Origin of the sequence: Zobellella maritima (genome assembly GCF_003075035.1) — a bacterium.
GTDB classification, from domain to species: Bacteria; Pseudomonadota; Gammaproteobacteria; order Enterobacterales; family Aeromonadaceae; genus Oceanimonas; species Oceanimonas maritima.
Genome location: NZ_QCZE01000001.1, coordinates 990,602 through 1,005,728, shown reverse-complemented (window position 1 = coordinate 1,005,728; position 15,127 = coordinate 990,602). Strand labels below are relative to the sequence as shown.

The window sequence follows — 15,127 nt, the reverse complement described above, 5'->3', positions numbered from 1 at the left end:
CTCTGTCAGTACGCACGGATTGGTCCAGTTGGTACCACAACAACCTTCACCCCTTCGACAATCGCAGGAATTTTTCCTGTATCGGCAGGACGACGGGCGTCGGTATCCATGTACAGCCGGATCACCGGATCACCTTGTGCATCAAGGCCTATGCCATGACCATGAACACCATCGACGGAGAGCAAGGCGGCACTATATTGACGTGCTACTTGGCTAGCATGGGTAATGGCGGGATGCTGGCTGCCTTTGTTTTTACCTTTTCCTGGCGGAGGTCCACCCGGGCTGCCGTTGGTATCGTCATCACTGCTACAGGAAGCGGGATCCGTTATGCCTAAAGTCGTTGCTTCAGACTCAGTTCCACTTAAGGATGCAACCATGCTCAAGGGACCTAAAGGAAATGCGTTCAACACCTCCCCTATCGGGTTTGCAAAGGTCGAGCTGCCACCACCGGCAAATAAGAGGCCGACAGCGTCGGCGCCCGCATTACCATCGTCGGGCACTGTCACAATCATGGATCCCGAATCTCCCCCGGCGGAAAAGTCCATGCAGCTGCCTATTACTTCCAGCTGATTGGTGAACAGCGCATTGCCTGAGCTATAGCCAACATTCACTGTCACATCGACGGCAGCGAGCTGCCCAAAGGTATGCCCGGTTGTTCGGCCGCTTTTCTGCACGTTCAGACCCAGTTCAAGATTGCCGGCAGGCACGCTGTTGCCGGACAGGCCGCCAATTCCCAGTATATCTCCGGAGGTATTCATACCATCATTTCTGGCGATGGCCGCGTCTACGCTATTTTCCGGCTGGTTTTTTCCTCTGCCAAACAATAATGGTACATAGTCAGTCAAATATCCGACCTGGTTATCCATATTACCCAGCGACAATGAACAAGGTCCTTCATCGAGCAAACCCGGTTGAATAATGATATTGCCATCCGCATCCAGGGTATTATCCGGTTCATTTTCCTTGGCCAAGACATGGTTGTTGGAAATAATATACTGGACACCCTCGGCATCCTGTACCAAGGCCCCGAGGGTGCCGGTGTAGCAATAGACGCGTCCTTTGTCGAGCTGATGCTCAATGCTGCTGCCGGAGGTACCCAGCTCCCAACTTAAGGTTCGATGACTACTGATAGGTGTATGGTCTGCGGTCACCGGGGGCGTTATCAGCAGTGATGACCAGATGGTCAACAATGCGACTCTGTGTACGCCGGTGCTAGATTGCTGAAAACACATATATAGACTCCCTGTCGTAATATGGATTCGAGATAAATGTAGAGTTGTTATGAATTCTAAGTCCCATTAGTCTAGTACAGCACAATGGGTCGGCATGGTTCCGGTTATGCCCGGCAGAAAACCCGCCTTCAAGCCCAGAGCCTGACCGGGAGCCACGACCGATGCATGAGGAAGCGCCCCCAGGGATGGGGCGTTTCCTCACGCGCTCATCTGATATATGCTTTGCGCCTTCCGTAAACAAGCCGAACACTCCGAATATTGGGAACAATAAGCCTTGAATCTGGTCGCAAGTCTACCCTGGTACGATCTACCTGTGATGCAGCAGCGCTTGGACGACTTCTGGTCCGAGCTCAAAGCCCAATTACATGTCCGGGGGGCAGCTCCCCTGCCGGAGATGCTGGAACGCCGCATCCCCCTCGCCCAGCAGTGGGCCGATCCCGGCCTGGTGATCAGCCAGTGTTGCGGACCGGATCTGTTTACCCTTCCCGCCCAATTACTGAGGCCGGTAGCTCGCCCGATATTCAGCGATCTCGACTGTACCCCGGGTCATTACTTTAGCCACATAGTCACCGCCAGCGGGGCTGGGAAAAACAGCTCGGGGCGTTTTGTGGTCAATTCGACCAGCTCCCGTTCCGGTTGTGCCGCCCTGTTTGAATGGGCGACCGTCCACGGCCGGCCATGTGAGGAGCTGCTGGTCAGCGGTTCCCATGCCGCCAGCCTGGACTGTCTACGAGCGGGGCATGCCGAGTTGGCGGCCATCGATGCCCATAGTTGGCCACTGCTCGATACCGAAGGGATTGTTATCCTGGGCAGGAGCACAGAGGCACCCGCTCCTCCCTTCGTGATGCACAAGGACTGCCTTATCTCCCCCGGTACCCTGCTCGAAGCGCTCGGGCATGCCCTGGAGCGGGCGGGAGAGCGGGTAAACATCAAGGGGATCCTGGCCACCGACGCTCGTATATACAAGCCCATCAACCAGGCGGGAATCCTGGGGACGCCGGCCCGTCGGCGGACATCCGCAGGATTAACGAATGATCGGCCAACAATTCAAAATACGTGCCTGTTTTCCTGCCTTCACGATTGAGCAGCCGCTGTAACCAGCGCGCGTCTTCGGGAGCGGCGTTGCCAAGACGAAACCGTTGCAGGCACAGGGGCACCAGGCGCAGGGAGAGCAGGTTACCGGTGTCGAGCGCGAGCCTGGGGAAAAACATCACCGGAAGATCCCCGCGGTAGCATTGATGATCACCAATGCCTTCATAATCGTTGATAAAGTCACCGCAGCCATAGATGATCAGTTTGCCCCGGTAGAGCTCCATCCTCAGGATATGATGGGAGGAATGGCCATGTACCAGATCAACGCCCGCCTCCAGCAGCCCATGCGCAAACTCGGTATGGGCCTGCGGCACGGGATAGCCCCAGTTTCCTCCCCAGTGAATGGAGGCGATCACCAGATCCTGCGGCTGTTTCCAGCGCTGTATCAGTGCCCGCATAAGGCGCACGGTGCCTGCCGACAGCTCCGGCAATAAGGCCACCCCCGCCCGATTGGGTCCGGCGGCCCACTCCACCGGTACGCCGCTCGTGCCGGTCGCCATCGAAAAAACCAGCAGCCGCCCAGCCTCATGTCGACAAATGGCAGGGGCCTGCGCTTCCTCAAGGCTCGCTCCGGCGCCTGCGCTGCTGATCCCTAGCCTGTTGAGGATCCTTAGGCTGTCGCTCAACCCCTGTTTTCCCCAATCCAGGATATGGTTGTTGGCCAGCACACAGACGTCGATGCGGGCCGCAGTGAGTACGGGCGCATTGGCCGGATGCATGCGATAGTTGATGCCTTTGGGCTGCCAGTCATCACTGGTGGTGATGCTGGTCTCAAGGTTGATCAGCCGGAATTGCGGTTTGAAACGTGCCAGTTGCGCGAGGGCGTCCCCCCAGATATAGGAAAACCCTACGGGACTGGGGATAGCACCATTTTTTCTTTCCGCCAACCGGACATAGTCGGTGGCGGTTTTTACATAGTCTTCGTGGAGGGTGGCCACGCCGGGATGAGGCAGTATCTGATCGATACCCCGCCCCGTCATCACATCACCACACAAAAACAGGCTGATACTATTCGAGTCTGACATGGCGCGTATTCACAACGGCGGACAACCGGAACCCGAGATGGTCGTCATCACTTCAAGTCTGGCAAGAGGTGGGGGACAGATCCAGACGGCGATGCCATCCGGGCCCGATTGTGATCCCTGTTACACTTGTCTGCAAAATAAGTATGGGTATATATCTCGGGTCGGCATAATGAGCCGCCTCGTTGCGAACAGCCATCTATTTTTGTCGTCAATCCGTCAGAGCCGTCATCATGAACCACTATCTGCAACGCCGCGGCTTGTCCTTCACACAGGCTGTTTCCCTCCTTTGCCAGTGGCGGCACACCCTCTTGTTGATACTGCTGCTGACCCCTGCCGGTGCTGGTGTTGCCGGACAAAAGGTATTGCTAATCAACTCCTACCATCTCCAGTATGGATGGACAGCAGAGCTAACCCGGGGAGTCAGTGAACAGCTGGCATCGTCTGTCGAGGAGGAAGACCTCCATGTGGAATTTCTCGATGGTCGACGCATGGTGGGCAATGAGGACTATACCCGCTCACTGGCAACCCTGTTTCACATCAAGTATCACCAATACCGTCCCGATGTTGTTATCACCAGCGACGATTATGCCCTCGACTTTATGCTGACCTGGGGAGAACAGCTGTTTCCGGGGGTACCCGTAGTTTTCTCCGGCATCAATATCTACAGACCGGCGCATATCGGCGCGCGGCCGCGTTATACCGGACTGCTGGAGGGCATGAAGATAGCAGGTAACCTGGATCTGATTATGCGGCTCCGCCCCGATACCAGACAGATCATCATGCTGGCGGATCGCACCGAGTTTGGCCTTCAGATGGGCAACCGTGCCAGAGCCGTGATGCAAGAGTTCCTCCAGGATCAGCGCTATCCCCGGGTCCGCCTGGATCTGTGGGACGACATGAGCTTCGGCGAGCTGCAACAGAAGCTGGCCGCACTTCCGGAAAGTGCGGCCGTGCTGATGCTGGCAATTCACAAGGACAACAAGGGGCGCTACTTTTCCTTTTCCCGGGATCTGCCGCCTCTGGTTGCCGGCTCGAAAGCTCCCCTGTTCGGCATGTGGGGCGGCCTGATGCTGGGCACCGGCATTGTCGGGGGATTGATGAATGACCCCTATACTCATGGCCGTAAGGCCACCATGATCGCCCAGCAGATCCTGGCCGGCACACCGCCATCCAGGCTGCCGGTGGCCACAGACACGGCCTACCAACCATCTTTCGACTATCGGGCATTGCAGAAATTCCGTATCCGCAATGATCTCCTGCCGCCAGACAGTACCTTGGCCTTCGAGCCCGAAAGCATCTGGTACCGTTATCGTCAGGTGATAATCTCCAGCACGGTGATCATCCTTGGTCTTGTCGCCACGGTGGCTGTCCTGCTTATCAATATTCGCCGCCGTCGGCAGGCCGAGCAGACCCTGAAAGCATGGAACCGGGATCTGGACACACAGGTACGGCGCCGTACCCGGGAATTGGAAGAGCAAGCACGGGTGTTGGCCCGACTCGGTGACGAGATGAGACAACTGGCGTACACCGACCCCCTCACCGAACTGCCCAACCGGCGTGCTGGTCAGGAGCGGCTCAAGTCACTGCTGGGCGAAGAGCGGGCCAGAGAGCCACGGTTGTCGGTTGCCTTGATTGATCTCGATCAGTTTAAACACATCAACGACCGGTTCGGGCACGAGGTTGGCGACAAGGTGCTGGTAGAGGCTGCGAAGCGCATTCTTGACGCCCTGCGCTCCGGGGACCAGGTATTTCGCTGGGGAGGAGAAGAGTTTCTGGTGGTGTTGCCGGCGACCATGCCGGATCAGGCAATCATGGTGTCCGAACGAATTCGTGAGCAGATCCAGCAGCTCTCCTTTACTCCGGTCCGACATGTAACCGCCAGCATAGGCACAGCCACGCACATACCTGAGGAGACACTAGATACCCTGATACGGCGTGCCGATGAGGCGCTCTATCAGGCCAAGCAGACGGGAAGAAACCGAGTTATCGGCAGCCAGCAATGCGATGCACTATCCATAGCCCCCCCGAGGGAACAGCCTAGGGCCTCCCGATAGTGCTCATGACCTCGACTCGACCAGGCGCCAACAAGGCAGCAGTTCCGGGGGCCGCATCATCATCCGGGCAGCCTGCAATAATCCGGAAAACTCACCTCTTGCCACAGGCTGCGGCACAGGGCTTCGCGGCTGTGCCAGTCGCCTGCCAGCAGCCAGTCGACCAGGCGTGGTGCCACCGGGGGGTAGCTTACCGGCTTCGCCGGTGGCAGGGTCAACCAGGCGTCGAGCGTGCTGGTAGACAGCCGGTGCATGCTGGTCGCCAGGCCCAACTGGCGCAAGGTCAGCACGTTGGAGCCTTGCTCGAACTGGCCCTGCAGTGGCTTTAACAGCAATTTTTTGCCCAGGCACAGTGCCTCGGAGGACAACTCGAACCCGCCATTGGAGATGACCCCAGCCGCGTCGGCCAGATCCCGGTGAAAACCCTGTCTCGACGGGGCCCGAAAATGGAGATGGCCCCTGTCTTCCGGGCTGACCTCGGGGTGATAGCAATAGAATTCGACATGAGGAAAGGGCGCGAGCAGGGCCGCTATGGCCGTCGGTGATTCAAACGGCAGATAGACGATGATCTTGTCGCTGCGTACCGGCCCGTGCTGTCGCCTGTGCTCGATAATGGGCGGCAGTAAGGACTGGCCAAAGTGATGCCAGTGCACGCCCAGCTGTATGTCTGTTGGCGCAAAATGACGCATCAGCAGGCTGGCTCCCAGGCTTTCGCCTTCCTTGGGGATGGCTTTCAGGAAGGCGGCCTGATGGCTCACCCCCACACTGGGCACCCCTGCCCGTCTGGCGGCCCAGGCGGTAACAGGCTCGAAGTCATTGACCACCAGATCATAATCCTTGACCGGCAGTGTCTGTATATCCCGGATAAGACGAGCCGGTCGGCTCTGCAGCAGGGTGCTGACCAGGCTTATCCGGCCCTGCCTGGCCACGAAGGTGAGGCCGGGCCGGGTCTGGAAGTCACCGAAGACCGCCATGTCGAAGTAGCCTTGGGGAGCACGGCCCGAAAACAGAAAGTCCACCTGAACTCCCCTCCTGGCCAACTCGGTAGCCATAACCCGGGCGCGGGTAATATGGCCATTGCCGGTGCCCTGCACCCCGTACAGAATACGCATGTGAACTCCTTGCCGCCGTCAGAACCAGAGTACAAAACAGGCTATGCCACCACCGAGTGCGGCCCCGGCCAGTATATCGCCGGGAAAGTGAACCCCGAGCAGTACCCGAGACAGGCCGACCATCAGCGCCCAGGGCAATGTCAGCAACCCCACTATTCCCAGGTGACCGACTGCCAGCACGGCCATCAAAAAGGCGGCGGCGGTATGCCCCGAAGGCAGGCTGAACCGATCGGAGGGGTGAATATAGGCCTGGCAGCCGGCGATGGCCGCGGCGGGCCGGGGCCGGCGGCAGATATTCTTGATAGCCAGGTAACAGGGCAATTCGAGGGCGAAGGCCATCAAGGCGTCCACCACATATCCCTGCAGATGGGGTAGATTGCTGAACCACAGTATCAGGCCGAGCACGGCATAAGGCGGACCGTCCCCGGTACGGGAAATCCAGCGGGACAGGCATGCACACTGTCGCCAGTAGCCATGGGATTGGCTTTTCTGAAACAACCGATGATCCCAGCTGGTCAGGGTATCCAGGCGCATAGCATTTCCTCCATGTATCGGAATACACCCTAGAAGCCCGGTATGACAAAGTGGTGACCATGGGTTGACGAATTGATGAAGCGTCCGACCGGGAAAAGGCCCCCTGTTAAAAATAGCGTCCCTTTTTACCTGAAAGTGTCGATCGTCCTGCGGGCTGCAGTATACTGGCAGCAATTTATTCCAGCTTATGAGTCATCGTGTGCAACCACTGAGTCCTGCCGACCTGAATCCCGTTTTTCATGCGCCATCACTAACTACCCTGACCGAATGCCCCTCCCTAGCCTTCAGTTCACTGCAGGCTAGGGTTGATTCGGCCTTCGCAACCCTGACGGGGCTGACGGCGGTCAATCCTGTCTTGCTGCTGAACGGTTTCCCGGGCGTGGATTATGAAGAGCTGGTGCAGGATCTGGTGAACAAGCATGCCAGCCATGCAGACCTGTTCGATCTTTGTTATGCCGAGAACCTGTTCCATCCGCAGAAGCCGATCTGGCTCAAGCTGAAGGCGGGTACCGGCATCGAATTCTGTGAGCTGGTCGGCCAGCTGCTGGAGCTGTCATCCCGCCACCTGGAAGCCGAGCATATCGTCGAGCGGATCCTGAGAAAACAGGAGCAGGATGAAAAGGTTGCCGACTACCTGTCCGCCCTGTCCCAGCACGTGGCCACCGGTCAGGGATTCAGCCATCCTATCCTGATCAACCTGATGGTGCACAGGTACGATGAAAGCATCCCCATCGTCTACGCACGCCAGTTCAACGCGGAGCAATTATTCGGTGCCATCCATTTCCAGACCGAACAGGGCACTGTATTCAGCCATCATCACCTGCTGGAACCGGGACTGATCCATCAGGCCAATGGCGGCTACCTGATATTGCCGATCGAAGAGCTGCTGGAGCAACCACAGCTGTGGTTTCGACTGAAGAATGCCCTGGCTACCCGCAAGGTGGAATGGACCCGCCCGGCCGAAATGGCGGCCTTTTATTTCCAGCCCGAGCCGCCCCCCCTCGACATTCACCTGATACTGGTGGGCGATCGGCTGTCGGTCGCCGAACTCTATTTGCTTGATAGGGAGCTGGATACTTTGGTTTTCCTGCGGGCCGATATCGTCCCCGAATGGGACGGCCAGACCGATCTCGGCAGCTATGTGGGCTTCCTCGCCCATCTGCGGGAGAAGCACCAGATGTTGGATATGGATGCCAAGGCAATACTCAGGCTGTGTCGTTACGGCTGTCGTTTGACCGAACATCAACACCGGCTGTCCCTGGTCGAGGCTCAGCTGGTGGCCCTGATGCAGCTGGCCGAGGTAATAGCCAAGCGGGAGCAGGCTACCCTAATCACCGAAGCCCATGTGATCAAGGCTCAGGCCGAACAGGACTACCGGCTCAATTTCCTGGTCGAGCATTCGGATCTGGGGGTGCGTGACGGCCAGTATCTGATGCAGACCCAGGGGCGGGCCATCGGCCAAATCAACGGCCTGTCGGTAATCCAGATAACCGGTCACCCCTACGATTTCGGCGAGCCGGTGCGCCTGACCGCCACCGTGCACCTGGGCGACGGTGATGTGGCCGATATTGAACGCAAGTCCGAGCTGGCCGGCCATATTCACGCCAAGGCAATGATGATCATCCACGGCTACCTGGCCAACCTGTTTGGTGCCGAGCACCCCTCGCCGTTATCGGCTAATCTGGTATTTGAGCAGTCCTATCATGAAATTGACGGTGACAGTGCCTCTCTGGCCGGCCTGTGCGCCCTGCTCTCGGCCCTGGCCAAGGAGCCGATTCATCAGCATTTCGCCATTACCGGCGCGGTCGATCAGTTCGGCAATGTACAGCCGGTGGGCGGGGTGAACGAAAAAATAGAAGGGTTTTACCGGCTGTGCCAGATCCAGGGGTTGACCGGCGATCAGGGCGTCCTTATCCCGGCCAGCAATCGTCTGCAGCTGGTGTTATCGGACGAAGTCAGTGCCGCCGTGACCGCCGGCCGATTTCATATCTATCCGGTAGCTCATGTGGAGCAGGCCATCGAGTTGCTGACCGGCTGCGTGGCCGGCGATGTAGAGCAGCCGGACACCCTGTTCGGTCGGATCCGGGATCGGCTGGATGAACTGAACGGCCATACGGTCGAAAGCAGCTTTTTACGGCGTTTATTCCGGCGTTAAAGAGATCGGACTTGTTTAGCGCACAGCTGTTCGCTAAAGTGGCGCGAATTTTACTATCAAGGCCTTGGTGCCTGATCCAATCTGGAAGAGTTTGATGGCTTCACAAAAAGAATTAGGCAAGCACGCCTTTACCAAAGACGAATTGCTGGCCTGTAGCCAGGGCGAACTGTTTGGCCCGGGTAACAGCCAGTTGCCCGCCCCCAATATGCTGATGATGGACCGCATCGTGCATATCAGCGACGAAGGTGGCGAGCATGGCAAGGGCGAAATCCTCGCCGAGCTGGATATTACCCCCGATCTGTGGTTCTTTGACTGCCACTTCCCCGGTGATCCCGTGATGCCCGGCTGCCTGGGCCTGGATGCCATGTGGCAGCTGGTCGGCTTCTTCCTCGGCTGGAAAGGCGGTCCCGGCAAGGGCCGTGCCCTGGGCGTGGGTGAAGTCAAATTCACCGGCCAGATTTTGCCGACCGCCAAGAAGGTGACCTACAAGATCACCCTCAAGCGGGTGATCTGGCGCAAGCTGATCATGGGCATTGCCGACGGTATCGTCGAAGTCGACGGCCGGGTGATCTACGAAGCCAAGGATCTGAAAGTCGGCCTGTTCACCGATACCTCCAGCTTCTGATATTGCCGTCCAGGCAGATACATTAAAGCCCCGCCATTGATACGGGGCCTTTTTTGTATGGCGTGACAGCCGATTGGTGTAAACGTCAAGGCCCCGCGTATGCGGGGCCTTTTTGTTGAATGTTGAAACCTACTTACTTAATGAAGAGGCCGGAACCCTTGTCTTCCATTGCATTTCGCCATCCCCCTAGCCATTGGCCTTTGGCATCAAAATCATTATAGGGGCATTGCTCTTTAGAACGACCACTGACTCCAGCTTGGTAACCGCGGGTACGCGCTCTTTCCAAACGGTCACGTTTTTGTCTCTTCATAGGTATGACCCTCATTTAATCAACAAAAAGTGTACGGCGATTTCGTAACCACCGTCCACTATGAATAGTTGACTCTGATGTTCAGGTCAAGGGTTAATTTCTGAGCATAGTGCAGTATGCACGATTAGCGACTGATATTTATGAAAATTCTATTAAAGAATATTTAACACGAAATGCAGGCCGCCGAGGGCTGTTGGCTGAGTCATTGACGGGTTGGAGGGGTAGGGTCACTCCCAGCTGCACGGGAGTGACCGCTATGCTACATGGGGGCCTAGGCGGATAGGGCTTCCAGCTCTTCCCAGCGGCTAAAGGCCTGTTCCAGTTCCGCTTCGAGCCGGGCCAGCTGTTGCAGGCTGGCCTGGGTAACATCTTCCGGCTGACTGAAAAACTCGGGCTGGCTGATATCCTGCTGCAGCTCGGTTATCTGCTGCTCCAGCTGTTCCAGCCTGGCGGGCAGGCCATCCAGTTCCTGCCGTTGTTTGTAAGACAGCTTCTTGCCGGTTTTGGCCTTGGTGCCGGCTTTAGGCTCGGGGGTCTTGGCTTTTTCCTTGGGTCTGGCTGCCGCTACCGCGTCGGCCTGCTGGGCGCGCTGGAACTGCATATCCTGGTAGCCACCCACATATTCGCTGACCTTGCCCTCACCTTCAAACAGCCAGCAATGGGTCACGGTATTATCGATAAAGTCCCGATCGTGGCTGACCAGCAGCAGGGTACCCTGATAATCGGCCAGCAGCTCTTCCAGCAGCTCCAGGGTTTCCACGTCCAGATCGTTGGTCGGTTCATCCAGCACCAGCAGGTTGTTGGGCTTGAGGAACAACCGGGCCAGCAACAGGCGGTTTTTCTCGCCGCCGGACAGGGCCTTGACCGGAGTGCGGGCCCGCTTGGGCTCGAACAGGAAATCCTGCAGATAGCCCAGAACATGGCGCGAGCGGCCATTCACTTCCACTTCCTGCTTGCCGTCGGCCAGGTTGTCCATCACGGTGCGCTCGGGATCCAACTGGGCCCGATATTGGTCGAAGTAGGCCACTTCCAGCTTGGTGCCGCCTTTGAGCGTGCCCTGCTGTGCTTCCAGCTGGCCCAGCAGCAGTTTGATCAGGGTACTCTTGCCACAACCATTGGGGCCGACCAGGGCGATTTTGTCCCCCCTTTGCACCATGGCGGAAAAGTCCTTGAGCAGGGGCTTGCCTTCATAGGCGAAATGTAGATTTTCCGCCTCAAATACGATTTTTCCGGAGCGCCGTACCTCGTCCAGGCTGACACTGACCTTGCCCATACTTTCCCGCCGCTGGCTACGCTCAACGCGCAGGGCCTTCAGGGCCCGTACCCGGCCCTCGTTGCGGGTGCGGCGGGCCTTGATACCCTGACGGATCCAGGCTTCTTCCTGGGCCAGACGTTTGTCGAACAGGGCATTTTGCTCGGCTTCCACCCGCAGGGCTTCTTCCTTGTTGACCAGGTATTCATCATAGTTGCCCGGCCAGCTGGACAGTTTGCCCCGGTCCAGATCCAGGATACGGGTCGCCATCTTGCGGATAAAGGCCCGATCATGGCTGACAAATACGATGGCACCACGAAAATCGACCAGGAAGCTTTCCAACCAGGCGATGGCGTCAATATCCAGGTGGTTGGTGGGCTCATCGAGCAGCAGAATGTCCGGATCATTGGCCAGGGCCCGGGCCAGCGCCACCTTGCGCAGCCAGCCACCCGACAGGTCGTTCAGGCGAGTGTCGGCATCCAGCCCGAGCAGGGTCAGGCTCTGGTTGATGCGGGTATCGAACTGCCAGCCGTTGGCATGTTCAACCGCTTCCTGCAACCGCATCAGCTCGCTCATGGCTTTTTCAGAGCTGTCGGTGGCGACCCGTTCCAACTGGTGATGATAGCGGGCCAGCAGTTCGCCCAGATCGGCCAAGCCGGCGGCCACATAGTCGAAAACGGTCTGATCGTCGGCGACCTTGGGGGGATCCTGCTCGAGACGGGCGATTTTGATGCCCTGCTGCAGCTGGCGGCGGCCGTCATCCAGCTGGATATCACCGGCGATGACCTTCATTAGGGTCGACTTGCCGGCCCCGTTGCGACCGACGATACACAGGCGTTCGCCGGTAAAGATATTCAGTTCGACGCCGTCCAGCAAGGGGGCGTCACCAAACGCCAGTTGGGCGTTTTGCAGGGTTAACAGGCTCATGTTCGTACTCGATTGAATTCAATAAGATCGGCTGCGGTAAAGGGCCAGTTTAGTTCGGCACCATCTTCACGCCGCAGCACAGGGATACGCACCCGATAGTCGGCCAGCCACTGTTCGTTATCCATGATGTCCTTTAGCTCGGTCTGTGCCGACACACCATTCTGCTCCAGCAGTTGCCAAGCCTGCTCACACAGGTGACAGCCGTCGGTGGAAAATAATGTCATCATGCCGGTGCACTCCAGCGGATTTCCCAGCAGTTATGGATATGCGGATTGCGGGCGAAGTCCTTGGGCAGGCTGGCCTGGGTGATATTTTTCGCGGTCAGACCCAGCTCCGCCAACGCCTCCAGATCCATTTTAAAATGGCGCTTGTTGTTGGAGAAAATAAGCAGGCCCGTCGGACGCAGCCGCTTGCTCAGCATGCCGAGCAGCTTGATATGATCGCGCTGCACATCGAAGGCGTCATCCATCCGCTTGGAGTTGGAAAAAGTGGGTGGATCGACAAACATCAAATCGTATTCGGCACCCGGCTGTGCCAGCCAGCTCAGGCAGTCGGCCTGAATGAACTGGTGCTGGCGCCCACCCAGGCCATTAAGCCGCAGGTTACGCTCGGCCCAGGCCAGATAGGTCTTGGACATGTCCACAGTGGTGGTAGTTTTGGCGCCACCCAGGGCGGCGTGCACGGTTGCGGTGCCGGTATAGGCGAACAGGTTAAGCACGTCCTTGCCCCGGGCCAGCTCACCCAGCTGTTTGCGGATGGGTCTGTGATCCAGGAACAGGCCGGTATCCAGATAGTCATGCAGGTTCACCAGTAGGCGGGCATTGTGTTCCTGTACCTCCAGCCATTGGTCGCGACGATCGAGCCGTTCATACTGTTCGCTGCCCTTCTGCCGGGCCCGTACCTTGAGCACCACTCTGTCGCCGCTCACCCCGGTTACCGCCATGGTGGCCTGTACCAGATCAAAGAAGCGGGCCTGGGCCTTGTGCGCGGGAATGGTCTTGGGCGCAGCATATTCCTGAATGACCAGATATTCCCGATAGCGGTCGATGGCGGCATTGTATTCCGGCAGGTCCGCATCATAGAGCCGGTAGCAATCGATGGATTCTTTGCCGGCCCATTTTTCCAGCGCCTTGATGTTCTTGGCCAGGCGGTTGGCAAAATCTTCCGCTACCGGCCGTGCCGGCCTGGCGTCTTCGGCGATACGGTAGTTCCTCAGCTCACAGGCCAGGGCGCCGTTAAACAGCCGGTATTGTTTTTCCGGTCGCAGCCGCAGGCAACTGAGCAACTCGGGAGAACTGGAGATCAGGCTGACATGCCAGCCCTTGAACTGATCCCGTAGCTTTTCTCCCAGGGTCTGATGCAAGCCCAATAAGGAAGGGAAGTCACTCAGCCGTTCACCGTAGGGGGGGTTGGATATCAGCCAGCCAGCTTGTTCGCTGGGGTTGGTCAGCTCGGTGACCGCACCGCGCTCAACCTGGAGCAGCTGTGCTACACCGGCGGCCTCGGCGTTTTCGCGTGCAAAACCCAACACCCGGGGATCCTGGTCGAAACCATACAGGGTAGTAGTGCACTGTTTCAAACCCCGGGTGGCGCGCACACTGGCTTCGGCCTTGACCGTCTGCCACAGGGCATCGTCATGGCCGGACCAGGCGTTAAAACCAAAGCGCCGACGCAGCAGGCCCGGCGCCTGATCGGCGGCCATCAAGGCGGCTTCTATCAGCAGGGTGCCGGAGCCGCACATGGGATCGACCAGGGGGGAGCTTTTATCCCAGCCGCTGCGCAATAAAATGGCGGCCGCCAGGTTCTCTTTTAATGGTGCCTCCCCCGCCTGCTGGCGATAGCCGCGTTGGTGCAGGGCAGGTCCTGACAGATCCAGGGTAACGCTGAGCTGGTTACGCTTTAAATGGGCCAGGATACGGACATCGGGCAGTCGTTTGTCGACGTTCGGACGCTCGCCCCTGAGTCGGTTCAGGCGGTCGACGATGGCATCCTTGATCCGCAGGGCGCCATACTGGGTGTTGGTGATTTCGTTATTACCACCGGAGAAATCCACCGAAAAGGTCTGTCCGGGCTGAATATGCTGTTCCCATTCCACATTGGCCGCACCCAGATACAGGTCCATGTCGCTGCGCATGGTAAAGTCGGCCAGCTGCAACATAATACGGGATGCCAGCCGTGACCAGAGACAGGCCCGGTAGGCGGTCTCCAGGCTGCCCTTGAAGGCAACACCGGCAACGGTTTCCTGGAGTTCGAGCGCTCCCAGGTGTTGTAATTCGTCGGTTAATAAGGATTCGAGGCCCTTGGGGCAGGTAGCAAAAAACGGCAGCATAGTCAGGTTTGTTTGGCAAAAGAGGCCGGTATTATACCTTAAAGCACCGGCAGTCTGTAAGAATTGGCGGCCTTGTCCAGAAGATAAGCAGATTGCACTTTTATTACTCGAACAAATCCAATGCCAGGTAAAGGCCTTGCATTCGGTGATGCCGATCACTAGTATACGCAGCCTGAGGACGCGGGATGGAGCAGTCTGGTAGCTCGTCGGGCTCATAACCCGAAGGTCGTCGGTTCAAATCCGGCTCCCGCAACCAACATTGATGTATTGCGTAAAACAGCGTGTAAGGCGTCGGTTAACTCCCCTGCCCTACTCGTGCAACCGGCTCAGGGTTGCAGTAATATAGTGTGTAAGTAAGACGTTAAGTATCGGACGCGGGATGGAGCAGCCTGGTAGCTCGTCGGGCTCATAACCCGAAGGTCGTCGGTTCAAATCCGGCTCCCGCAACCAACTTGATGTAACAAAGTAATAGTGTGTGTAAGT

At 57.8% G+C, this 15,127-nt stretch carries 12 protein-coding genes and 2 tRNA genes; 6 read left to right on the top strand and 8 right to left on the bottom strand.

Annotation, left to right across the window (positions count from 1 at the left end):
* Positions 1 to 5 precede the first annotated feature (5 nt).
* Positions 6 to 1,187, bottom strand: coding sequence for a chymotrypsin family serine protease (locus tag DCS96_RS04560; protein ID WP_198649917.1), 1,182 nt, complete (start codon positions 1,185 to 1,187; stop codon positions 6 to 8).
* A 319-nt stretch (positions 1,188 to 1,506) separates the two neighbouring features.
* Between DCS96_RS04560 and DCS96_RS18520 the strand changes: the two genes are divergently transcribed.
* Positions 1,507 to 2,316 (top strand): substrate-binding domain-containing protein, encoded by an 810-nt coding sequence (locus DCS96_RS18520; RefSeq protein ID WP_157953576.1) that lies wholly within the window; start codon positions 1,507 to 1,509, stop codon positions 2,314 to 2,316.
* Here the strand turns inward: DCS96_RS18520 and DCS96_RS04555 are convergent.
* Positions 2,204 to 3,349, bottom strand: coding sequence for a CapA family protein (locus tag DCS96_RS04555; RefSeq protein WP_116473144.1), 1,146 nt, complete (start codon positions 3,347 to 3,349; stop codon positions 2,204 to 2,206). The two genes, DCS96_RS18520 and DCS96_RS04555, sit on opposite strands and share 113 nt — an antisense overlap.
* A 230-nt stretch (positions 3,350 to 3,579) precedes the next feature.
* Here DCS96_RS04555 and DCS96_RS04550 point away from each other — a divergent pair, with 230 nt between their 5' ends.
* Positions 3,580 to 5,403 carry a GGDEF domain-containing protein gene (locus DCS96_RS04550; RefSeq protein WP_116473143.1) on the top strand — a complete coding sequence of 608 codons (1,824 nt, stop codon included), beginning with the start codon at positions 3,580 to 3,582 and terminating at the stop codon, positions 5,401 to 5,403.
* A 59-nt stretch (positions 5,404 to 5,462) separates the two neighbouring features.
* Here the strand turns inward: DCS96_RS04550 and DCS96_RS04545 are convergent, their stop codons facing one another.
* Together DCS96_RS04545 and DCS96_RS04540 are read right to left on the bottom strand one after the other, a co-directional pair.
* Complete coding sequence (locus DCS96_RS04545) at positions 5,463 to 6,512, bottom strand: MJ1255/VC2487 family glycosyltransferase (RefSeq protein ID WP_116473142.1); 1,050 nt, start codon at positions 6,510 to 6,512, stop codon at positions 5,463 to 5,465.
* An 18-nt stretch (positions 6,513 to 6,530) separates the two neighbouring features.
* Complete coding sequence (locus DCS96_RS04540; protein WP_116473141.1) at positions 6,531 to 7,046, bottom strand: phosphatase PAP2 family protein; 516 nt, start codon at positions 7,044 to 7,046, stop codon at positions 6,531 to 6,533.
* Between the two features lie 199 nt (positions 7,047 to 7,245).
* Between DCS96_RS04540 and DCS96_RS04535 the strand changes: the two genes are divergently transcribed.
* Positions 7,246 to 9,201 carry a Lon protease family protein gene (locus DCS96_RS04535; RefSeq protein WP_116474529.1) on the top strand — a complete coding sequence of 652 codons (1,956 nt, stop codon included), beginning with the start codon at positions 7,246 to 7,248 and terminating at the stop codon, positions 9,199 to 9,201.
* Between the two features lie 94 nt (positions 9,202 to 9,295).
* Positions 9,296 to 9,826, top strand: coding sequence for a 3-hydroxyacyl-[acyl-carrier-protein] dehydratase FabA (gene fabA / locus DCS96_RS04530; protein ID WP_116473140.1), 531 nt, complete (start codon positions 9,296 to 9,298; stop codon positions 9,824 to 9,826).
* A gap of 133 nt (positions 9,827 to 9,959) precedes the next feature.
* On the opposite strand, the gene rmf is transcribed toward fabA, so the two are convergent.
* The 4 genes from rmf to rlmKL all read right to left on the bottom strand — a co-directional run bounded on the left by rmf (position 9,960) and on the right by rlmKL (position 14,644).
* Positions 9,960 to 10,136 carry a ribosome modulation factor gene (gene rmf, locus DCS96_RS04525; RefSeq protein ID WP_116473139.1) on the bottom strand — a complete coding sequence of 59 codons (177 nt, stop codon included), beginning with the start codon at positions 10,134 to 10,136 and terminating at the stop codon, positions 9,960 to 9,962.
* 271 nt (positions 10,137 to 10,407) lie between these two features.
* A complete protein-coding gene (gene uup, locus DCS96_RS04520) occupies positions 10,408 to 12,315 on the bottom strand; it encodes an ATP-binding cassette ATPase Uup (protein ID WP_116473138.1) in 1,908 nt (635 codons plus the stop codon).
* Positions 12,312 to 12,542 carry a glutaredoxin family protein gene (locus DCS96_RS04515; RefSeq protein WP_116473137.1) on the bottom strand — a complete coding sequence of 77 codons (231 nt, stop codon included), beginning with the start codon at positions 12,540 to 12,542 and terminating at the stop codon, positions 12,312 to 12,314. Before DCS96_RS04515 ends, uup begins: the two co-directional genes overlap by 4 nt.
* Positions 12,539 to 14,644 (bottom strand): bifunctional 23S rRNA (guanine(2069)-N(7))-methyltransferase RlmK/23S rRNA (guanine(2445)-N(2))-methyltransferase RlmL, encoded by a 2,106-nt coding sequence (rlmKL, locus tag DCS96_RS04510; protein ID WP_116473136.1) that lies wholly within the window; start codon positions 14,642 to 14,644, stop codon positions 12,539 to 12,541. The genes DCS96_RS04515 and rlmKL overlap by 4 nt, the downstream gene beginning before the upstream one ends.
* A 179-nt stretch (positions 14,645 to 14,823) precedes the next feature.
* On the opposite strand from rlmKL, the gene DCS96_RS04505 reads away from it, so the two are divergent.
* Positions 14,824 to 14,900: transfer RNA gene (locus tag DCS96_RS04505), tRNA-Met, on the top strand.
* 117 nt (positions 14,901 to 15,017) lie between these two features.
* A tRNA-Met gene (locus DCS96_RS04500) sits at positions 15,018 to 15,094 on the top strand.
* Positions 15,095 to 15,127: the final 33 nt, after the last annotated feature.